The sequence below is a fragment of the Candidatus Dependentiae bacterium genome, assembly GCA_018266175.1.
Taxonomy (GTDB): Bacteria; Babelota; Babeliae; order Babelales; family RVW-14; genus JAFEAY01.
In genome coordinates, this window is the sequence record JAFEAY010000016.1 from 62,300 (window position 1) to 83,486 (window position 21,187).

The window sequence follows — 21,187 nt, forward strand, 5'->3', positions numbered from 1 at the left end:
TCAACCTCCTGAATGAAGTTCTTTACCACCACCATCTTCTCCGTTTTCTCCATAGGAGATTACTTCAAAGTAGCGATAAATATCTTTATGCTTTTCTGGTGGGCAGTTATAAACTATTTCATTACCCCATTTATCATTCAATTTTTCTTCATCAATGTATGGACCATCCCATTTTGCAGCAACTGCTTGAACGGTTGGACGATCAACAAGCGCGCGCAGCCCACCCTCTTGCTTAGTAGGATAATGACCAATATGCATCTCATACAACGCAAGAGCACTCTTAAGTTCATTGAGATATGCAGTAGTTCCGGTCTCTTTGCCCATACTCATAAAGCGAAGAATTCGTGGTCCCCCAAGCGTTGCCATCATACCAATAATAAAAAGCACCACCATAATTTCAATCATGGTAAATGCCTCATTTTTACGAACAATCATCATAAGCTCCTCTGTATATTATTTACCGATATTTACATGCCCGATATATCACTCATACTCATAATTGGTAAGAAAATTGCAATCACAATAAATCCTACAATTAAACCCATCACAATGGTCATAATTGGCGTTATCTTTGCAGTGAGCCCATCAGCAAGCTCTGAAAGCTCCGCATCATAATCATCGCCAACCGTAACTAACATGTGTCCTAATTTGCCCGACTGCTCGCCCGTGCTAATCATGTAACTTGCTATCTTGGGGAATATTTTTGTTTCTTGCAAGTAGCGTGAAATTTTACCTTCTTTGATAATTTTGTCGCGCGCTTCTTTTAAGCGTTTAACCAGTACGGTATTTTCTACAATATTACAAACAATATCAAGCGCCTCAGAAAGATTGACCCCACTTTCCAAAAGCATACCGAGCGTCTTACTAAATTGTACCACCGCTTTTGTTCTAGAAAAATATGAAGTCATGGGTAATTTTAATAACCACTCATCCCATTTGTATTTCCCCGCAGGTGTCGACTTCCAGTAGGTGAAGAGCATAACAATCCCAACTAAACCACCCGTTAAAAGAGTAAAATTATGAGTAACTAGATTTGAAGCGGCAATCAAAAATTGCGTTGGCCCTGGAAGCTCTTTACCCATTTTGGTAAACATATCACTCAATTTGGGCACAACAACCGTCAACATACCAACAACTACAAGCCCTGCAAATGAGAGCATCATAATTGGATAGGACATCGCCTTTTTCATTTTCTTTCTCATTTCTTCGGCACGTTCAAGATACGAAGTTAAGCGCTCCAAAATCATATCCAACTTGCCACTAGCCTCACCGGCTTTAACCAGCTGCACATAGACATTAGAAAAAACGCGTGGGTATTTACCCATTTCACTGGCAAGCGATTCACCCGATTTGATGCCATCTTTAATTGAAATCAGAATGCGCGAAAAGCGGCCTTCAAATTGTTCAGTCAAGAGCTCAATTGCTTGCAAAAGTGGAACACCTGAGCGAAGAAGGACTGCAAGCTGCTTAGTAAATAAAACTATTGTTTTAGTTTCGATTGGTCGTTCGAAGAGCGTTGCAAGAAATGATTGCCCACCACCACTCTTTACTTCAGCAATTTTAGTTGGCATGAGCCCTTGCCCACGCAATACCTCTTTTGCTACTTGCAATGAAGAAGCATCAAGAGTGCCTGAAGTTTTTGATCCTTTGCGATTAAACGCTTCGTAATGATAAAGGGGCATCTGATAACTCTCCTTCTAAGCAAAAATCTTTATTCATGATTCCTCTTATGCCAATCATAAAAAATTCTTGCCAATCAAAAGCCTAACCTGATATCTTGAAGTATATTTCTATGCGTACATAAAAGGATGTGTGGTTTTTTAACGATAACCAGTACATTAAAATTAATGCGATCGAATATTGGTACTGTATCAGAAAGGATTAGAGAATGAAAATGAAAAGATCGCTGCTGTTACTTTTTATGCTCTCAAACATCTCTTTGACCATACTTGAGTCGAAAACTCAAGGCATCAAAAATAAAAAAATAGCAGCAACTCAAGCGCTGTCACAAGATAAAGCACAAGAAATGGTTAAACATGCTGATATCGATCATTTCTTGTCGCAAGAAGCAACACCCTCCGTTTTTAGCGTCAGAAGTTTGCGTAACTTTTTTACTCAACATTCTCCACAACCATTTGAAAATATTCCAAACCTGGGACAACCAAAAACAAGCATTTCAGACTTTCAATCTTCTTTTTTGCGCTTCATTAAAGAAGAATACAACAAACCAACGTATGCTGAAGAATTTTCACAAGATGCAACCCATGTAGTTGAGTTTCTTGAAATTAGTGATGAAATGAATTTAACGGTTGATCACATTTACGTCTGCTTACGGCTTTTTTATAACAAACTCAAAGCTGCAGAAGCGCTTGATGACACGGTCACAACACAGCTTTTAAATAATTTGCCTATTCTCCTCAAAAGACACTTTGATAACGATGATGACGAAAATGATACTAAAATGGACCTTACCTTTATTAAAAAGAGCAGTGAAAATTTAATTTTATCGCGGCTAACCGATCATCATACGCAATTTAGAGCAACACCAGATCTATTCATATCAAACCTGGCTCACGATCTTTGTTCCATTTTTAACCAAGAACAAGAACGATTAAAAAAAGAGGTTGAACTCAATGAATATCGCGAACGACTTCGTCAAACAGTTATTCGTTTTTTTGAAACAGCACTGAGCAAGGTAGTCTGGAACCCTAAAGCACCTGAAGGTATTTGGAGTTCTTTTATTGGTATTGGAAACGGGCTCCGATCACTGGCTACCAATAACGTTATCAAACATATGGACGACTTAGATGATATGTTCAAGTCACTGACGCTCCGTTTTTGCTACAACGTTGATCTGTTTGGTGGCGCTTTACCACTCCAATTTTTTGATGAAGTTGACCATGATTTAAATAATGGCCTGGTACTCTTTTTAGAAGCCGAAGAACAGGACGCTGGAATTAAGTCGAAGAAAGATGAAATTAGAGATCATCTCATGCAAGCAAAAACCAAAGCGTTGGCTTACGTTAAAAATGGAATCATTTCTCAGCCGGTCTAAGGCTTTATCGCTTTAAAAAACCAAATGAAAGTCGAACGTATTAAATGTAGGTTCGACTCTCATTTGCTATTAAGTTTTTCTAAAATGCTGGCACAAATTCTTGTGTAGCAATAGGAGTAGAATGTTCAATTTGGCTAGCAGCACCTCGTACCGATGAACGAGGATTTTCGCCAGAAGAAACCTGCGTATTCAAAGCGTTATGATAATCTTTGGCATCTTTTTTTAAATCTTTATCTGTTAAAACCACTTCATTAAAAAATTTATTCTTCACATCGGAGCCATATTTTTTCTCGAGTACTTCAACAAAATTATGCTTATTCCCTTCTTTATCAGTAATTTCTAATCCCTTTTCTTGCCCATACTTGTGCATTGCTTGCAATCCATATGTTTTCACGTCTTTCATGATATCTTTGATCTCATTTTGAGGCACTCCTTTTTCGTGAAGCATAGATTCAAACAAAGGATTATATCCCTTAGGCCATTTCTCTCCACGTTGGAGTGATGACGCCTTAATGACTTCAGGCTCTCCAATCGGATGATTTTTAGCAGCTATTTCAAGCTCTTGATTTGCAATTGCATTGTGCTCAGGATGCTTTATTTCTCCAGTATTAAAAAGCTGCTGAATCGATTTTTCTTTCTGCTCGTCAGTTCCCTTAAATTTTGCTTTAAGCTTAGGAATAAGATCTTTTATCAAAAAGCCTTCTGCATGGGCCAAAAACTCCTGTTTTCCTAATCCATATTGCTCAAATTTTACAAAAACTCTGCCATCTTCTAACTGTCCTACATGAAGATGCGTCTTATAACTCAGCTTTCCTTTTGCATCAGGGCGCGTGATAATTGGCGCATCCAAATCGATACCATAACTTGTTTTTCGACAGTTATTAAAATGGCTGGATTCTCTTTCATAAGCTCCACTCCCAGACTTATCAAGCCCTATCAATTTCCCTTGGGGATATGGACTTACGGCTTCAACGTAATTCTTAATATAGTTATGATAATGTGCAGCTTGTGGGCCATCGAGAAGAATCATTCCTGATGACATGCCCTTATCACCCTTTCCTTTATCCTGTTTTGCTGCAGCATTAAAAAGAAACCAAGACATATCGTGAAGAGATTCTTTGTACGCCTGTTTTTCTTCTTTTGTTGGCTTCGCACTAAGCTGAGGAAGAGCAGCCAGATCACCCTGAAGAATTTTATGAAAATGAGCTCCGCCTTGAATCGTTGCCGCTGTAGCTAAATCTTTTTCTTTCCCCTGCAGGTATGTATTATGCGCAACTGTAGGCTTTATATTTGGGTTTTGTTCTATTAATTCTTTTATCTTATCGATAAGAGGGCTTCTTTTATCTGCAAGAGCCCTTGTTCTTTCGAGTTTTTTTCGATTAATGTTATCAAGCTTTTTTTCCTGAGCTAATCGATTTGCTTCATCTTCAGTCAGTGGTTTTTTCTCTTTAGATATCAGCTTTGCTTTTTTCGATTTTGATTTGCCTTCTTCATCATCACCCTCAACTCGCTTTCTTTTACGGTCAAGATTAGATGCTTGTCCATCGATTCCTTGTCCCCTCGGAATAAATTCAAACGGCAATGGTCGTACACCACCTGCTAAGCCGCTTCGTGAAACAGAATGTCGTTCAACTGCGTTCTCACCTCCTGATTCTGAAACCTCTTTTGATTTTGGACTTTTACCATATCCTATCAATTTACCAAACATTGTTTGCTCTTTAGCTGATAACACATTCAGGCAGTAAAAAATCCCTAAGCTTAGCAATGCAACCCTACGCAGCAAAAACTTTCTCATACCGTTTCTCCTCTTTAAATATGGTTTTAACCCTTCCGACAATTATTAATTTAATTTCGAACTCAATGCTTAATTATTCAATGAACGTATTTTCGTCTACAAGTTCTCGATGCTTTGTTCCAACAAAAAATGCTGCCACAATCCAAACTCCAATAATCCCCAAAGAGATAACTGAGCCATAGGTTATTAAGTCTGAAACCAACGGAAATGCTGCAACAACAAGTCCACCAGCACCCTTTGCACTACGCGCCCCAAAAGTATCAATCCAGCTTTTTGTTTTAAAACGTATGTCTTTACTGGTAGGAATATACATCATCTCTTTGCATGGGTTGTTGAGTGCATAGCTCAAACCCTTAATCGCAACAATAGCACCAACCAAAACCCAAAGCGTTGGCTGAGCCCAAACACCGCATACAGCAAGAGCAACCGTCAAAGGATAGAGTACAAGACAAGCAGTAAGGCCAAATTTACGAATAAAAAAACTTGTACCAATTACAGAAAAAGCGAGCGATAGAAGATTCGCACAAAGCCCATAAAAGGCGCTAAATTCGGTGACTTTTTCAGGTGACAAATATACCTGATTCGCAAGACTATACATTTGGAGATCAAGAATTGTTTCAATAACGGTATAAAGCGTTGAAAGCGCTAAGATTCCTATTAAATAGGGACGAGTACACAACAAACGCAATCCCTCAATTGGTCCTGTCCCCCGTGAAGGAACTGTCTGCTGTGAAGTAAGATCATGATTGGTTATTGAATAAATTTTTACAAAAAATGCAATAAGAACTGGTACTGTAAAGATTGCAAATATTGCAATGCTAAAGAGAATCGGAATGCCAACATATCCAACCTGCAAATCCATGATTGTGCCAAGAACTGCACCAAGCTGTGCGCCAAAAACAATAATTGGGTATCCCTTTTTTGCAGAATCTGAATTCACTGAGCTGGCTACAAATGACCAGAACAAGGCAACAACAATTGAACCAAAGCTCTCAATAATTACGTAGATAAACCATCCGAAAAATCGCTTACTATTTGGAGCTGTATTGGCAAGCCCAATAGTTGGATGCATTAACAAATAGGTAATCCCTATGAATAAAAATCCATATATTGAAGTAATAAGATAAACTAATTTTTGTTTTTCAAACAAATCAACCAGCTTGCTATACGCCAAGACAAGTATGATTAAAAATATAATCGATCCAAATTTTGCATGCCCTAAATAACTCCCTCCCACAATTTTTAAAAAAAGCGCCGTTTTCATTGCACGCAGCATCCAGTAAGCGCCGATGATAAAGAAAAAAACAGTAGAAAGTAAGCCAAATTGCTTAAATTCTTGCCGAGAAACATTTCCCCATAAAATTTTTGCAATTTTAAAAAACACGTTACTCCTCTGGTATAAATAAACAAATAACAAACTTTTTTAGTATACATGGGGCCAACCTAAAATGGCATTAATTCACTTACTCTTTGCCGAAAACATATAGAATAGCTATGACAACATAAGCCATCTTATAAATTGTCTTTGCATTTATAAATCTTTTTTGTTAACTTAATTTTAAGTTTAAATTTTATGGTAATCATCCAAAGCATATGCAAAGGAAATCATAATGATCGCTGGATTGCCAAAGACTGATATCTACACAAACATGTGTGCCGCATGTTTTATCAAGAGCTTTACGCTTAAAACATTTTCAATTCTTTCTATGTTACAAGTTACGCATCTTTGGCGTTGGCACGCCTAATCTTTTTTATTTCTCAAATATCTCATCATATTTTTTCTCATTACTGCAAGTATGTGGTATGTTTGAAAGCTATGCATTGCATAGATAAATACGAAATTAATTATTTATTCTGTAGAATATTACATTAATATCACTTGATTTTAGGAAGCAAAATATGCTTGCTTTCTAACAAGAAACTACAGAACATATTCGCTAAAACTCTCTTAACTTTAGTAAGGATTGTTATGAAAAATTTAACAAAAGTTATTTTATTAGGACTCATTTGCTGCATTACATCAAATCTTTATGGTGATATCGTATACCGGTTAGCAAGAAAAGCTGATATTGATCAGCTCCTCAGGCTTCAGGCTGCTATTGCCGAATCTGCTGAAGACAGCGCAAAACTTGTTGTATTTCCTGAACACGTACGATATACAATTCTTGAAGAAGCAATATCACGCGGTCGACTTTTTGTAGCAACAGAAAATTTCGATATTATCTCTTTTTTAAAACTCTACATTATTGAAAGCCAAAAAGAATTACACGAACTTTTGATCAACGAGCTACGATGTTATCAGCAAGATGGAGCAGCTATAACACAATCTTCGCTTCAAACGTGTATCAGCCAAACCGATGACCCTACCTTTTCACCGATGCATAATGCCGATGGATCAGATATAGAAGTCACCCCTTTCAAAATTCATCATCGACAAACATTCCTTTATTATGGCGGCGCATATACAATGCCAGATAAACGTGGGCAGCGACACGGAAGTCTTCTTTTAAGAAATGCATTTGGATTGATTAGAGATAATGTCAGCGCTCATATTACAAAAAATAAATCAACCCAACTTATTCTGACCTACGGACAAGTTCTTGCAAATCAAAGAAACACCCTCATGCGAAGAGAATTTGTAAAAGAAATTCCACAGATTCATAATAAGCTCTTTACACCAGCACCTCGAGCAGTTGTAGTTTCTCAATATGTTTACGAAGCCTGTATGCCAGCCTTTACCGAAGAAATGGAAACGCTCCCTGATTCTGAAGAGCGAGAAGGGTGCGGTAATTTAATTGTCTATAACCTACCGATACGAGATTTGACTGTTTCGCAGTAAGTTTGACTTGCATTGAAATTTGCTTGTAGTCACTAGCAAAACATGGTAACTTTCACTGACGAATAAGCTGACTACAAGCAAAATCTGACCTTTTTAAGGAAACTATGAAACGGATTATTTATACAACAAGTGTCATATTCAATATATTGTGCGTGGTTCTTATTGGTTACGTCTACCTAGACAGATCATCAACGCCACATGTTGCACCTGTTCACATTGCAGCACAAGAACAGCAATCTGCTGCTGATGGCAAACCATTTAGAGTTGCAGTTTTTACACCATCAACTCACCCTTCGCTTGAAAAAATTCAAGAAGGATTTTGTGATGGCCTTGTTAAAAAATATGGACTCAATTGTTCATTTGACGTCTACAATGCTAATGGTAATCGCACACTGATGCATGCCCAAGCAGAAGAAATTGTTCAAAATTCGTACGATTTGATTTTTACGATCGGAGCAATGACCACACAAATGGCAAAAGAAGTCTCTCTTAAAAAACATAATTATACACCGATTGTTTTTGGTTTAGTTGCTCGTCCTGAAAAACTTAATCTTGTTGAGTCACGTGAACAATCAGGTAATCACCTCACCGGCCTTACTGCCGATCCGGATTACCATTTCCAAATGAACATGCTCCATTTCTTAAAGCCTGATATTAAAAAAATCCTGCTTGTTTATGATCCAACACAGTCCTCCGGCCTTGAATACGATAAAAATGTTGTAGAAGAAATATTAACCAATCTTGGAATCACGTTAACCGCTGTTGAAGTTTATAAGACCAACGAAGTCTATTCAAAAATTTCGGCATTGGTTGACACCGTTGATGCGGTACTTATCTTCAAAGACAATACTGTTGTTTCAAGTATTGATAGCTTGATTAAATTGTGTAATCGAGCAGGAGTTCCGTTGTGCACTACCGACCTTGATTCTGTTCCTAAAGGAGCTACCATAGGTTTTAGCGTTACATCTTATGATGCTGGCGTTGAAACTTCAGAAAAAGCTTATGCTATTTTGGCGGAAGGAAAATCCCCTCATCAGGTACCGATTACCCAAGCAGAATGCTTTAAAACTATGATTAACGAAAAAGCAATGGAGCTTCAAAAATTTACTTTAGACACGCACCTTAAACAGCTCATTACCTCAATAGAAGTTATTCGCTAGGGTCAAAAAACTATGATGATTGAATTTTTACAACGCTATCTTCAAATTGATACAACATTCCCTAATCCACGTTACCATGATGCTGTCCAACTATTTGCTCAGCAAGCAGCTCGTGATGGCTTTGATGTAAACGTTGTAGAACTTTCATCTGGCTTCCCTTTTCTCATTATCAGCTATGAAGGTACCGATAAAGGGCTTCCATCTCTTGCGCTCAACCATCACATGGATGTTGCACTTGCAGACCCTACCTTGTGGAATAGTAACCCTTTTTCAGGAACTCTTAAAAATCAAGTTCTTTATGGACGCGGAGTTCAGGATATGAAGGGTGTTGGAGTGGTTCATTATTTCGCACTTCAGCAACTCAAGCGAGAAGGGATAAAACCTCGTCGCTCAATTCATCTATTTGTTGCCCCAGACGAAGAACGCGGTGGCTTCAAAGGAACCAAGTTGTTCATTGAAACCCCTCAATTTAAAAAGCTTAATGTTGGGTTTGTTCTTGACGAAGCAATACCATCGGGAACTGAAGGAATGCTGCTTTTAAAAGTTTCTGAACGAAAACCAATTCATGCTCGCTTTACCGCAACAGGCGTTATGAGCCATGGATCACGCTTAGACAGCAAAAATCCAATTCATGATCTAACACGATTTTTAGCCAAACTTGTTCAAATGCATCAAGAGCAAAATGCTCGCATGCATGATGAACCTGCAGGATTATTGCTTTCAGTTAATATCACATCAATACAATCGGGTGTTATGAAAAATGGTCAGGTTGCACTCAACGTTGTTCCCGATGTTGCTACAGCAACGATTGATATGCGTATACCTCCTCAAATACTCTTGAGTCAGGCACTTGAAAAACTTAACTCAGTTCTTACAGATTTTCCGACAATCACCATGAATGTTGAGGCAATTGCCAGCGACCGTGATGTAACAATTGATTATAAAACTTCGTTTTATCATGCTGTAAACGCTGCCATTCAAGATTGTGGCTTAACAACGGTACCATTATTTGCTGAGTTTGCTTCAGACTTGCGTTTCTATTTCGATCAAGGAATAGAAGGAATAGGGTTAACCCCGTTTACTACCGAAAACAACATCCACGGAAATAATGAGTCGGTTCCAGTTTCCGATATTGAGCTCGGAAAGTCGGTAATTTATCAAATTCTTAAAAGTTTTTGTGAGTAAAAACTATGCAAGCCCTTGGAATCATATTTGAACAAACACTTATTTATCTCCCTCTTGTACTGGGAGCTTATTGTTCAATTTCGTTGGTTAAAGTACCCGATTTGAGCATAGAAGCTGCCTATGTTTTTGGTGCAATATTAGGAGCAAAAACACTTTCTTTTACTCACCACTTGCAAGGATGGATCTGCATGCTTGCAGTTGTTTGTGCAAGCCTTATTGGAGGACTTGCTGTTGGACTTGTTTCGGCGATGCTTACAAAAGTTGCACGACTTCCTCATCTTCTTTCCGCTATCTTAACCGTAGGGCTTTTTCACGGTATTAATCAATTTGTTTTAGGCACCGCAAACTTTTCGCTGAGCTCTTTTAAAAATCCACTCATCATGAGTTCGATTCCTTCAATAAACCCAGAGCTCTTGATGCTCTGTCTTATTGGGTCGTTGCTCATGCTAATTATGTTTTTCTTTTTAAAAACTCAACTTGGCCTGTCTCTTGCAGTCTATGGTAATAACCCACGATTCTTTGATCACTACCACGTCTCAGGGTCTTTTGTATTTTTTGTTGGACTTGGCCTTGGCAATGCGCTCGCTGGACTTTCTGGATATTTCTTTGCACAAACCAGCAGCTTTACCGATGTAGGATCGGGTTTTGGAATTATTCTTTTTTGCGTTACAGCACTCATTTTAGGCAGAACATTTATTCCAAGTAAAAAGCCAATACATTTAGCTATTCCGCTTGTTGGGGTATTTAGCTACTGCGCGCTCCAGCAACTGCTTCTTAAAGTTGGATTCAACCTCAAGTATTTTACGATGATTCAATCACTGATTGTGCTGTGCATTTTGATTAACAAATATCGTTCGAAATCAACAACCGAACAGACAACTGATAACCTGGGGGTTTAAGTCATGAGCTATAAAAACAGTTCTTTGCAGTTAAACCAGGTTTCATTTCAATTCACTCCACAATCATCATTTTTCTTTAACGATTTATCGGTAACTTTTTCACCACGAGCTGTCCATTTTATTCAAGGACAAAATGGTGTTGGTAAATCGACATTTTTTAGAATTTTGCAGGGGAAAATAGATCATACAGAACAAGCATCTGGCTCTATTATACTCAATGGCATTTCATACAATCTTGCAAACTCATCCGCTTATGAATTAGCTCAGCACATTAAATTTGTACAGCAAAAGTTTGATACAATGCTTGCTGACCAATTTACATTTGAAGAAAATTTACGCTGCGCTGCATTGCCAAAATATCCAATACTTGCAGGCTTACCAAATCACGCTCCAATTCCACCGTTTATCTCTCGTTTTGGCATCGATCCAAAACAACCAGTTAAATCTCTTTCTGGTGGGCAGCGCCAGATTCTTGCAATCTTAATGGCACTCCAAAAGCCAACACACATCTTGCTGCTCGATGAACCGACAGCGGCACTTGATATGAAAAATGCGCACATGGTTATGGAGTTTTTACATGAACTTGTAAGCGCAACAGGAATTACTGTTTTGATTATTTGCCACAACCCAGAACTTGTTAAAGCCTATGCTAAACACGGACATTTTTATATGACCGTTGACAGCAATCAATTACGCAGCATAGAGTTTGACCAAGAATAGTTTATCTTTCTTAGACGCACTTCCGCAAAGAAATTTCTCAAACTTATTAGTGCGCTACATTCAGAAAGGTTGTATGTTTTTTTCTTCCGTATTGCAAAGAATACTTTTCATTTCGTTAATAGGGTCGTCAAGTCTACACGGAGTGGTAAATCAGAATAATAAAGATTATTTTATTGAGGTTTCAGGTAGTAAGAAGCGCAAAAAGTTAGCCTTAATACGCAATATACTCAGCACAGCATCTCTGGAAGAAAAAATAGAACTTTTACATCATCAAAATAAATTTGGTGACACACCACTCCACAACGCGGCGCTCTATAAAAATGTCAACGCCGTAATTTTATTTATCAAAAATGGAGCACAAGTTAATCAACAGAATTTATACGGAGATACCCCCCTCCACCACACTGCATTCTATGGGAACATACAAATAGCTCATCTGCTCGTTGAAAATGGAGCGAATGTCAACCTACAAAACAGGCTTGGATATACCCCCCTTCATAACGCTATAATCAGTAAAAATTTAAATATTGTAATATTACTCATTAAACTGAACGCTGATCTTCATATTAAAAATTGTAACAACAAATCATCTTTTGATTTATTAACTGAATATGGCATAGACAGCAATAAGCATTAAAGCCCACCCATCCAGTTGTACAAAGCATCAGGGCATATAGCTAAAGCCCATGCAACAAGCTGCTGACGCTTGGCAACATAGCGCACTTTTTCTTTATTTTTAATTGCATCAACAATATCACGTGCTGCTTGCTCTGCTGGGATTACCCAATAAGTTCCTGGCACTTCGCTGAATTTTTTTTGCTCAGTATCAACCCAACCGGGCAAGATATCGGTTACGTAAATTGGTAGATTATTTTGAATAAACTTGTTACGCATACTTTCTAGATAACACGAAACAAATGCTTTTGCGGCACAATAAACAGGGCAACGTGCATCGCCTCGTAAAGCAGCAATTGATGAAATACCAACTAAGTGCCCTGATTTTTGTTGCTCAAAAAAATCCAGCGCAACTGTTGCTGCTGTATAAAATCCTGCAGCTTCAACACTAATCGTTTTTAAGTCGGCCTCCCATGTTTGGGGTCGACCATCTTGCACAGAGTTTGAAACATCATTAAACGAGCTAACACTCACGACCATCAAATCAAGACCTCCCATCTGAGCTATTAATTGCTTAAGCTGATCAGCTGCAATTTCGTGATCTGCAACATCAATACTGGCTTGGTATGTTTTTGTTACAATTTCTTCTGAAAGCGACTTGAGCAGATGCTCCCGCCTGCCAACAAGACCAACCTGATACCCTTCAAGAGCAAGCTGTTTGGCTACTTGTCGGCCAATACCCGATGTTGCCCCAACAACAATTGCTCGTTTTAGAGCCTGTTGCGGTGAAGCTTGATCTGGATATACGCTAGACATAGAAGCTGCTAACAAATTTGAGACAAGAAAGAGTAATATTAAATTGATGAACAGAGGCTTCATACGAATCTCCTTCTTATTTTAATAACTACTGCTCAGTAAGCGCTTGAACTGGATTAAGCAATGATGCCCGGCGAGCAGGATAATACCCAAAAAATAAACCTATAAAAATAGTGATCAGAAAGCCAAGAATAATCGGCATTGTTTCAATAATCGCGGGCAATGAGGAAAAGTGTTCAAGCGCGTAAGCAACTCCTACCCCTGAGCCGACACCAAGAACTCCTCCAACCATACACAGCGCAACAGACTCAAGTAAAAATTGACGCAGAATTGTTTTGCTTGGAGCACCCAATGCCATTTTGATACCAATTTCTTTAGTTCGCTCTTGCACTGCAACAAGCATAATATTCATGACGCCAATGCCACCAACCAATAACGCAATTGATGCTGCAATCAGCGCAAACAATCCAATAATTTTTGATCCACCCTCTGCAGCATCAGCCATGCCTTGCGTATCCCACACCATAAAATCGTTAGGATCATTATCCTCAAGTCGATGCGAAGCACGTAAAATACGCGTTACTTGCCGCTTCACTATTTCATTATCCAACTCATGATAGGTAGAAAAAGAGATTCCATGCACCGTGGTGCTTGAATATGAAAAATACTTTTGCATGGTCAAAAAGGGCATAACTACTTTAAGCTTTCCAATGTCCCAACGACGAGGAACTTTTGGTGGCATTAAAACACCTATTACTTTGAATGGAATTTTACCAACGCGAATAATTTGGCCAATTGGATACTGCCATTTGAATAAAGCATCTGAAGCTTCTTTATTGATGACAATAACGTTTTCTTTAAAAAGATCATGCTCATGCGTAAAGAAAGAACCCATCTCTATTTTTTCATCATTAATGGCGAAGCCGCTCTCACGCACACCTGCAATATCTGCTTCAAATTTATTTCCTTGAAACTCAATAATATTATGTGAACGAAGTAATGGTGAGATATGCTCAATTTTTTTACACTGCAAAGCAATAATATCGGTATCTTGAATAGTCAACGGAACATCAGGCTTAATTTTATTATGCGCAGCCCAGTTGCCAGACCATACATCAATTGAGCGCTCGCCATAAGAAAGAATTTGGTCTCGCGCTTTTTTTTGAGCACCAGAACCGATAGCGGTAGTCGCAATAATCCCAGCAATACCTATCACGATACCAAGTACTGTTAACAGCGATCGACCTTTGTGATGGCCAATTGCACGCAGCGCCATACGAATAATCAGAGCAATATTCATAGCGTTCCTTACAAACCACCGCCTAAGAATTTTTTGTATAATGCCTTCATTTCATCGGTCTGCTCAATGTCATGAACAACTTCATCGTTTTCAGAAAGGCCAGAACAAATTTCAAAGTATGCTTGATCGTCAATACCAACACCGACTGCTTTTTCAATAAACGCTTTACCCTCAACCACCCACAATGTTTTTGTTGGGCATTGACCAGTTTGTTTGAGCAGTTCTTTTTTCTTAGCTGCATCAAGTGGTTTACAGGAAAACCCAAGTTGCCCTGCTACATGCGTAAGCATTGCAGTGTTTAGCTGAAAAACGTATCCCGGAACAGCAAGGACATTTTTAGATTTACCAGCTTTGATTTTTGCATGAGCAGACATTCCAGGACGAAGTAAACGCTCATCATCTTTAATAACAACAATTGTTTTATACGCAATAAATTGCTTTTGAGAACCTTGATCAACAATTGCTGGAAAATTTCCAACACGTTCAATTATACCCTTCCAAACCTTGTACGGGTAGGTATCGACAGAAATTTTTGCCTGTTGGCCAGCTTTTACATCGCCAACACGATTTTCATCAACAAGCAAAGTTACCCTCATTGTACGTAAGTCTTTTGCAATTTGACAGATAACAGATGGAGGTGAAACGACCGGCGAAACAGTTTCACCTTCGGTAATTGGAATATCAAGAACAATACCATCATGTGGCGCACGCACTTCGGTTTGCTTAAAAATAAAGAGCTCTTTATCATAGCTTGCTTGCAATCGCTTAACCTCTTCTTGAGCATCTTTGTATTGCTGTGTAATCCGATCAAATGAATCTTGTGCAAGCTGACCAGCTTTATGCAAAGACTCTTGTCGGTTAAAATTAAGTTTTAAATAATCGCGGAGAAGTATAGCTTTTTGAAGAAGAGCTTTCTGTTGCCTAACATCTGTATCACCACCTTTGTCATTTTCAAGAATAGCGAGCAACTGATTTTCTTTTATAAGTTCATCTTCTTTAACAAAAATCTTTTTTACCGTTGCTTGGATCAGTGGGCCAATTTTTGATGTCCCCAGAGCCTCAAGTTTACCTTCGGCATTTACTAAACGGTAAACACTGCGGCGCTCCGGTTTTTGAGTACGAAACAGCTTGGCTTGCGGCTTGTTAAAAAACCGCTTATACCCAAACCAGCTAGCTCCTGCAAGAGCCGCTGCACCAATAACAAGGACAAATGCTTTAAAAACGTTCATAACATCACCAAGCTTAACTTTTTATCTTTTTTTATCTCAACTTCATGAGCTTACACGCTTTCATACCATTATAAAACGGTTAGACGGCTTTACAGAAAAACCATCATTGCTGCTGCAGGAAGAACATGCAGTAAAATGTCGGCTGCAAAATGAGCTATCATTGCTGCTTCAAGGCCGCATTGAGTAAATAAAATGCCAAACATAATACCACTTATGCCATTGAGAAAAAGAACTCTTGCCACAATACTCACCGTAAGTGGTGCGAGCTTTGCTGCTGTAGGAAGATGCATGATTCCAAATAAAAGTGAAGAAATAATAATACTTACCGAAATCCAAGAGTCTCTCTTTTTTTGCCCAAAAATTCGTATAAGAATCCAAACAAAAAGCGAAAGAAAAAAGAGACGCAAGAGCACTTCTTCGTTTATTGCTCCATAGAATGAGGCCATAAATCCTCGAAAAAGTTCGATGTAGGTTGTTTCGTTAATACGCGGCCCACCCATATGCGGTAATAAAAGGTCCAGCGATAAAATAGACATACCAACACAAACACCACAAACAATTGATCGCCATATCAAGCAAGAAACATGCTTGAGTTCAAGCTCTTCAGAGAAAAATGGTATACGAAATCCTACTTGCTCACAAAGCCATACACCAGCCCAAGTGACAACGCCGTAAAAAGCAGCATCTTGAAGTATTTTGATCATCGCCATAAGAGACATGGGCGCAGGTAACCCCTTGAGATCGGTAAGCGAAAAGATATAAGGGATGACTGCAACGCTGCCTAAAATACAAGCACCCCAAAGACGTAAAAAAACTTTTGTCCGCATAAGCATAACGACCCCTTCGTCAAGAATTATTAACCGACACTAGGGTATCATGCTTTACACGCTCATCACAAGATCAGTCGATCTATCCGCTAGAATCTATGCTACAAAAGACAGAAAAGGCGTCTGGATTTTTCAGACGCCTTTTTAAGAAACTATTTGTTCTATATTTTTTATTCTATATTAGATCTAAATCATCGTCACCATCTTCAATACGAACTTCACCATCTTGAAGAGAGCTCAGCATACTGTTTAATTGATCTCTTTGAATTCTAACAAAAACTCCTTGAGCAACTTTAACCAAAACATACTGAATACCAAATTCGGTAATTTCTATGATTGATGAATCAATATTTCCAGCAATAATACATGAGCGCTCACTTTCAGATAATTTCTTTGCCGCTTCTTGTAAGGCTTGGCGAAATGCTCTGAGTGAAAACAACACAGATTGGTACAATGGCACACCTTGATCATTATACACTAAGCCTTGATCAATATTTTCTTGACGTTGATAATCAAAAAAATTAGGGAGAAGCCTATTCAAGTACTCATCATTCTCAATTACTTCTCTGTTCAAAAGAAATCCACCGCGGTATTTATCGTAATCTAAGCAATAGACAGACATTGGATAAAGAGAGATAACTGATCTAAGAATGTTTGAATCATTTGAATCCATAAGATCGTAAGCGGTATCAAGGTCAATAACCTCTTCACGAATGATGGCAGTAACATACATAACTGAGTTTTGATCGCAAGAACAAGCACTATCTTTGCACCCAACATAATGAGGATGTTTAAAGATGACTTGTCGCTTGAAGACTCCCTCTTTTTCTTGCACACGTTTTCCAGAATCATAGCAACAAATATCTCCATCGTCTGGGTTATTTGCTAATAATCGAGAGACATAACCTGACCAAAAATTTCTGTTAAAACACGGAGGAAATACTGTTGAGCTTTTATGATCTATGCATTTACCAGTAGAATTACTCATCAACCAATCGCGAAAACTTACACCTGTTGAAGCATTTAATGCAAATGTATTAAAACGATCAATATTATATTGATTAAAATCAATCTCCAAAGTGTAGCCGACATCGCAATGCAGATGACCACCACTTATTTGATAGGATTGCTTCATTTCATGAAATTCATAAACAATACGCCCAATATGCTCATCTTTAACCAAAACCAAGCGATCAAAATTATTAATCAAATTAATTTGAAATCTATTTTTAATAAGACGAAGCATGCGAACTAAGTCTTTAATTTTATACGAATATAAGAGATTACAATCAGGTAATATCGCTTTATTGATATGCCCAACAATCATTTCAGCGGTCATTTGCAATACTCTTTGTGCATATTTTATTTTACCTATTATTTCAGCGTTATGCGTTTTTTCATACAAACCACAAGCCATTTCGTAATCGTCTAAAAGTTCTTTTATTAAGAGATTAAGTCGCTTATAGCTCCTTTGATTCCTCATTGGCTCATAGCGCTCACCGCAAATATGAATTATTTGTTGGTGAATACTCTGATAAACAGTATTAAAGCAGAGCAAATAATAAAGCGGAGAGCCTTCGATGCAATCACAAATCAATGTTTTATTATAAGAATTGCGAGCATGGCCAGGTGGTGAATACAATAAATTTTTAAAGTAATAAGAATCTGGTAACGATGAAGAACTGCTCGAGCTACCACCTGCTTGGTCAGCATTAAAATCTGAACTAAAATCTAACTTCTTACGTCCCCGATTTTGAAGATAATCAACATTAGAATCAAATCCAACAAAATAATATGCAAAAATATACTCTGCAAGTTTTCGATATCGAATACGAAGATCTCTATCTTTTTCGTCATTAAGTTTTAATAGATTCCTAATCAATTGCCTGAGCCATTGATCCTGATGAGCATCAAGCCTCTTTCTCCCACTTTTTGAGGCTACTTCTTTTATGAGAAAACCGGATACTTCGCTATAAACATCTTTCAATATCAGTCTTTTTTTACAATCTGATAATCTAACTTTTAGATCTGCCCTGATAGCTTTAATCTCTTTTTGACGAGCATCAATACGTTTAATTTCATCCTCATCGTTAACTTTATCCATCTTTTTTTTCTGATTTTGAAGATTATTATTTTCTTTTAAAAGATCACTTTCTTGCTGAGTGTACACTGCAAAATCAGCCCTAAGCTCATCGGCATCGGAAGATTGTATCCAATTATTATGAGCTTGCGTTTCATCAATTATTTTAAAAAATTGTACAAATAGATCTTCACTCAAATAAACGCATAAAGCTTGCGCAAATCGGGAATCTTCTTCAATTTTCTTGCGCTCTAATTTCTTGATGGTAACATCTTCGACGGTAACATCTTTAACAGTAAATAAAAATCGAATTAAATCTGTAAAAACTGATTGCTCTTCGTACTGACAAAAATTATTAATAAATACTTCGATAATATCGATAGTTCGAGTATTTTGAATATGCTTTTTAGGAGTCTTTAAGCCAACGGGTGAACTGCCAAGAGAGGCTTTTTGCATCTGAGGACTTAAACCACTTGAAAGTGAATCGGGCACCCTTGGAGGAGAGTCAAAAGATCCATCAACATTATTGTTATTATTATTATTGTTATTGTTATTGTTATTGTTGTTAAAATAAAAACCGACCGGTTTAGGCAATGAACCACTCATAATCGCTTGATTATCAGCATCCCAACTAAACCCAGAGCTTGTCGAGCTCCCTTCATAAACAAGCGCAGGCCTACTTGAACTTTTTTGATATTTTTTAGATTTTGTTTTTTCTGGTTTATTATAAATTTTTTGACGCTTTGATGGGCTCTTTATAGATGATGATTGAGAATCCAAAATTCTTCGGTCATCCGCATCTCTTTCTTTACGTTTAAATGAATAAAAATTACCTTGTATTTCTTGTTCACCATATCTTCGCATGAATAAATCATCTATATCATCGATAAGATCACGGGTATCTTCTTCATCGGAATAACTCAATCCTCTACTGAAATCAAAGCTTTGCTCGTGAGAATCAGAAGACGAATCTTCAGAAGATTCGTCAAAATCCATTCCATACAAATCAACAGCAAAAGATAGAAATAAAGCCGCAAAAAACATAAAACTATTTTTTAATAGCTTTTCAACAGATAAAAACATAGCAAAACCTCCATTATTGTATGAGCACAAATGAAAAACCTGTAGCCTGTAAATAAAGGCTCGTGCTTAATCATAGTACAATAATGATACCACATATATTCAATCTGTCAATTAACCTTAGTTGTAGGTTTTTTAGGAGTATTTTTTTCTTAATCCACACATCTTAGAGTTCGCTCGGCTCATAGTCTATTTTCTTAATATTTATTACTCATTACCATCCCATTCACTCAAAAATTCCTTGATAAACTGCTCCATAACATTATGCCGTTTCTGAGCAATTATCTTTGCTGTTTTAGTGTTCATGAGATCTTTAAGCAAAAAAAGCTTTTCAAAAAAATGGTTAACCGAGGTACCTTTTGATTTTTTGTAAGTTTCAAAACAGGTATGCATCACCGGTTTAATTTCTGGATCATGCAGCAGATTTCCCTTACTCCCGCCATAAGCAAAACAACGCGCAATACCAATTGCCCCTAATGCATCAAGACGATCCGCATCTTGCACAATTTTTCCTTCAAGCGTGCGCATGGGGGTTGCAACACCGGCACCCTTAAACGAAATTGTTTTGATAATTTCTTGAACCTGATCGATAACATCGCGCTGAACACCACACTGCTCAAGCCACTGACCAGCAACACGTGGTCCAACCGATTCATCACCATGATGAAACTTATAATCAGCAATATCATGAAGCAGTGCACCAAGGCTTACAACAAAAATATCCGCACCCTGCTCTTGTTGCGCAATCCGCAATGCCAAAGAATAAACACGATGTACGTGCCACCAATCATGCCCAGTTCCTTCTCCTTCAAGCTGAGAACGAACGAATTGAATAGTTTTTTCTATAATAAAATTATCGTGCGTAGCATTTTTTATTGGTTGAATAATATCATGCATAATAACTCCTCTTTATCTGAAAATGATTATCTCCAGCAACGATCGGACTTTCGCAAGTCCCAGGGAGTATCACCTTGTAGATTTTTTATTGTGATAGAAGCTCTATACTCTTCTAATAATTTTACACAGGGATGATGTATACTTGGTAAATAAAATAACGCTGCATGCAAGGGTGTCCACCCATATTTATCTTGAGCATCCACTTTTGCACCTTTTTCAAGCAATATTTGTGCACAGGCGGTATTGCCACGCGCAACTGCAAGGTGAAGCGGTGTGCTTTCTATGCTATCACATGCATTAACGAGATAGTTCTCAACTTCAATTAAACGCGTTACTTCTTGCTCAAGCCCCCACAAAACTGCAAGATGCAGGTCATTCCATTTTCTATTTTTTGCAACCTCTAAATCGCGTTGTATAAGATAATCACTTGATTGTTTTGTTCGTGATATCAAGTCAATAGCATGAGTAGGCATTTCACGGTAGACATCTAAAACACTTTGCTCTTCTACCCCCTTAAGAAGCACCTGACTACAAGTTATTACCGTAACTACAACACTCAAAATAACACTCTGTACTTTCACAAACCACCTTTATACAAATAAAAGATATGACATCAAAGCAATCTGGTTATCATACAAACTGTTGTAGACAGACACAAGCACTTTCTTCTTGCTCAAATCAAAATCATCG

At 37.9% G+C, this 21,187-nt stretch carries 18 protein-coding genes; 7 read left to right on the forward strand and 11 right to left on the reverse strand.

What is annotated here, in order from left to right; genetic code table 11:
* Together gspG and JST56_03710 are read right to left on the reverse strand one after the other, a co-directional pair.
* Positions 1-438, reverse strand: coding sequence for a type II secretion system major pseudopilin GspG (gene gspG, locus JST56_03705; GenBank protein MBS1988075.1), 438 nt, complete (start codon positions 436-438; stop codon positions 1-3).
* Positions 439-467: 29 nt separating this feature from the next.
* The gene (locus tag JST56_03710; GenBank protein MBS1988076.1) at positions 468-1,682 is read right to left on the reverse strand and encodes a type II secretion system F family protein; all 1,215 of its coding nucleotides are present in this window, start codon (positions 1,680-1,682) and stop codon (positions 468-470) included.
* A 206-nt stretch (positions 1,683-1,888) separates the two neighbouring features.
* Here JST56_03710 and JST56_03715 point away from each other — a divergent pair, with 206 nt between their 5' ends.
* A complete protein-coding gene (locus JST56_03715; GenBank protein MBS1988077.1) occupies positions 1,889-3,055 on the forward strand; it encodes a hypothetical protein in 1,167 nt (388 codons plus the stop codon).
* 79 nt (positions 3,056-3,134) lie between these two features.
* On the opposite strand, the gene JST56_03720 is transcribed toward JST56_03715, so the two are convergent.
* Together JST56_03720 and JST56_03725 are read right to left on the reverse strand one after the other, a co-directional pair.
* On the reverse strand, positions 3,135-4,850 hold the full coding sequence (locus JST56_03720) for a hypothetical protein (GenBank protein ID MBS1988078.1): 1,716 nt from the start codon (positions 4,848-4,850) through the stop codon (positions 3,135-3,137).
* Between the two features lie 73 nt (positions 4,851-4,923).
* Positions 4,924-6,234, reverse strand: coding sequence for a hypothetical protein (locus tag JST56_03725; GenBank protein MBS1988079.1), 1,311 nt, complete (start codon positions 6,232-6,234; stop codon positions 4,924-4,926).
* Between the two features lie 585 nt (positions 6,235-6,819).
* Between JST56_03725 and JST56_03730 the strand changes: the two genes are divergently transcribed.
* The 6 genes from JST56_03730 (at position 6,820) to JST56_03755 (ending at position 12,290) form a co-directional block, all read left to right on the forward strand.
* The gene (locus JST56_03730; protein MBS1988080.1) at positions 6,820-7,689 is read left to right on the forward strand and encodes a hypothetical protein; all 870 of its coding nucleotides are present in this window, start codon (positions 6,820-6,822) and stop codon (positions 7,687-7,689) included.
* 104 nt (positions 7,690-7,793) lie between these two features.
* Positions 7,794-8,849, forward strand: a complete 1,056-nt coding sequence (locus JST56_03735; protein MBS1988081.1) for an ABC transporter substrate-binding protein — start codon at positions 7,794-7,796, stop codon at positions 8,847-8,849.
* A 12-nt stretch (positions 8,850-8,861) separates the two neighbouring features.
* Positions 8,862-10,034 carry a M20/M25/M40 family metallo-hydrolase gene (locus JST56_03740; GenBank protein ID MBS1988082.1) on the forward strand — a complete coding sequence of 391 codons (1,173 nt, stop codon included), beginning with the start codon at positions 8,862-8,864 and terminating at the stop codon, positions 10,032-10,034.
* A gap of 5 nt (positions 10,035-10,039) precedes the next feature.
* Positions 10,040-10,933 carry a hypothetical protein gene (locus tag JST56_03745; protein ID MBS1988083.1) on the forward strand — a complete coding sequence of 298 codons (894 nt, stop codon included), beginning with the start codon at positions 10,040-10,042 and terminating at the stop codon, positions 10,931-10,933.
* 3 nt (positions 10,934-10,936) lie between these two features.
* Entirely contained in the window at positions 10,937-11,653 is a 717-nt protein-coding gene (locus JST56_03750; GenBank protein MBS1988084.1) for an ABC transporter ATP-binding protein, read from the forward strand.
* Positions 11,654-11,795: 142 nt separating this feature from the next.
* A complete protein-coding gene (locus JST56_03755; protein ID MBS1988085.1) occupies positions 11,796-12,290 on the forward strand; it encodes an ankyrin repeat domain-containing protein in 495 nt (164 codons plus the stop codon).
* Here JST56_03755 and JST56_03760 read toward each other — a convergent pair.
* From JST56_03760 to JST56_03790, 7 genes are all read right to left on the reverse strand, one after another.
* Positions 12,287-13,147: an SDR family NAD(P)-dependent oxidoreductase gene (locus JST56_03760; GenBank protein ID MBS1988086.1), complete on the reverse strand. Its 861-nt coding sequence runs from the start codon at positions 13,145-13,147 to the stop codon at positions 12,287-12,289. The two genes, JST56_03755 and JST56_03760, sit on opposite strands and share 4 nt — an antisense overlap.
* A gap of 25 nt (positions 13,148-13,172) precedes the next feature.
* Entirely contained in the window at positions 13,173-14,384 is a 1,212-nt protein-coding gene (locus JST56_03765; GenBank protein ID MBS1988087.1) for an ABC transporter permease, read from the reverse strand.
* Between the two features lie 8 nt (positions 14,385-14,392).
* Positions 14,393-15,613, reverse strand: coding sequence for an efflux RND transporter periplasmic adaptor subunit (locus JST56_03770; protein MBS1988088.1), 1,221 nt, complete (start codon positions 15,611-15,613; stop codon positions 14,393-14,395).
* An 89-nt stretch (positions 15,614-15,702) separates the two neighbouring features.
* Positions 15,703-16,446, reverse strand: coding sequence for a CPBP family intramembrane metalloprotease (locus JST56_03775; GenBank protein ID MBS1988089.1), 744 nt, complete (start codon positions 16,444-16,446; stop codon positions 15,703-15,705).
* Between the two features lie 169 nt (positions 16,447-16,615).
* Positions 16,616-19,603: a hypothetical protein gene (locus tag JST56_03780; protein MBS1988090.1), complete on the reverse strand. Its 2,988-nt coding sequence runs from the start codon at positions 19,601-19,603 to the stop codon at positions 16,616-16,618.
* Between the two features lie 204 nt (positions 19,604-19,807).
* Positions 19,808-20,497: an HD domain-containing protein gene (locus JST56_03785; protein ID MBS1988091.1), complete on the reverse strand. Its 690-nt coding sequence runs from the start codon at positions 20,495-20,497 to the stop codon at positions 19,808-19,810.
* Between the two features lie 26 nt (positions 20,498-20,523).
* Positions 20,524-21,078, reverse strand: a complete 555-nt coding sequence (locus tag JST56_03790; GenBank protein ID MBS1988092.1) for an ankyrin repeat domain-containing protein — start codon at positions 21,076-21,078, stop codon at positions 20,524-20,526.
* Between the last annotated feature and the right edge of the window lie 109 nt (positions 21,079-21,187).

What these genes read in the sequence shown, in the direction of transcription:
- gspG (MBS1988075.1), bottom strand. Translation starts at nt 438, where the DNA reads ATGATGATTGTTCGTAAAAATGAGGCATTTACCATGATTGAAATTATG.
- JST56_03760 (MBS1988086.1), bottom strand. Translation starts at nt 13,147, where the DNA reads ATGAAGCCTCTGTTCATCAATTTAATATTACTCTTTCTTGTCTCAAAT.
- JST56_03785 (MBS1988091.1), bottom strand. Translation starts at nt 20,497, where the DNA reads ATGCATGATATTATTCAACCAATAAAAAATGCTACGCACGATAATTTT.
- JST56_03740 (MBS1988082.1), top strand. Translation starts at nt 8,862, where the DNA reads ATGATGATTGAATTTTTACAACGCTATCTTCAAATTGATACAACATTC.
- JST56_03765 (MBS1988087.1), bottom strand. Translation starts at nt 14,384, where the DNA reads ATGAATATTGCTCTGATTATTCGTATGGCGCTGCGTGCAATTGGCCAT.
- JST56_03745 (MBS1988083.1), top strand. Translation starts at nt 10,040, where the DNA reads ATGCAAGCCCTTGGAATCATATTTGAACAAACACTTATTTATCTCCCT.
- JST56_03735 (MBS1988081.1), top strand. Translation starts at nt 7,794, where the DNA reads ATGAAACGGATTATTTATACAACAAGTGTCATATTCAATATATTGTGC.
- JST56_03770 (MBS1988088.1), bottom strand. Translation starts at nt 15,613, where the DNA reads ATGAACGTTTTTAAAGCATTTGTCCTTGTTATTGGTGCAGCGGCTCTT.
- JST56_03715 (MBS1988077.1), top strand. Translation starts at nt 1,889, where the DNA reads ATGAAAATGAAAAGATCGCTGCTGTTACTTTTTATGCTCTCAAACATC.
- JST56_03750 (MBS1988084.1), top strand. Translation starts at nt 10,937, where the DNA reads ATGAGCTATAAAAACAGTTCTTTGCAGTTAAACCAGGTTTCATTTCAA.
- JST56_03730 (MBS1988080.1), top strand. Translation starts at nt 6,820, where the DNA reads ATGAAAAATTTAACAAAAGTTATTTTATTAGGACTCATTTGCTGCATT.
- JST56_03710 (MBS1988076.1), bottom strand. Translation starts at nt 1,682, where the DNA reads ATGCCCCTTTATCATTACGAAGCGTTTAATCGCAAAGGATCAAAAACT.
- JST56_03720 (MBS1988078.1), bottom strand. Translation starts at nt 4,850, where the DNA reads ATGAGAAAGTTTTTGCTGCGTAGGGTTGCATTGCTAAGCTTAGGGATT.
- JST56_03775 (MBS1988089.1), bottom strand. Translation starts at nt 16,446, where the DNA reads ATGCTTATGCGGACAAAAGTTTTTTTACGTCTTTGGGGTGCTTGTATT.
- JST56_03780 (MBS1988090.1), bottom strand. Translation starts at nt 19,603, where the DNA reads ATGTTTTTATCTGTTGAAAAGCTATTAAAAAATAGTTTTATGTTTTTT.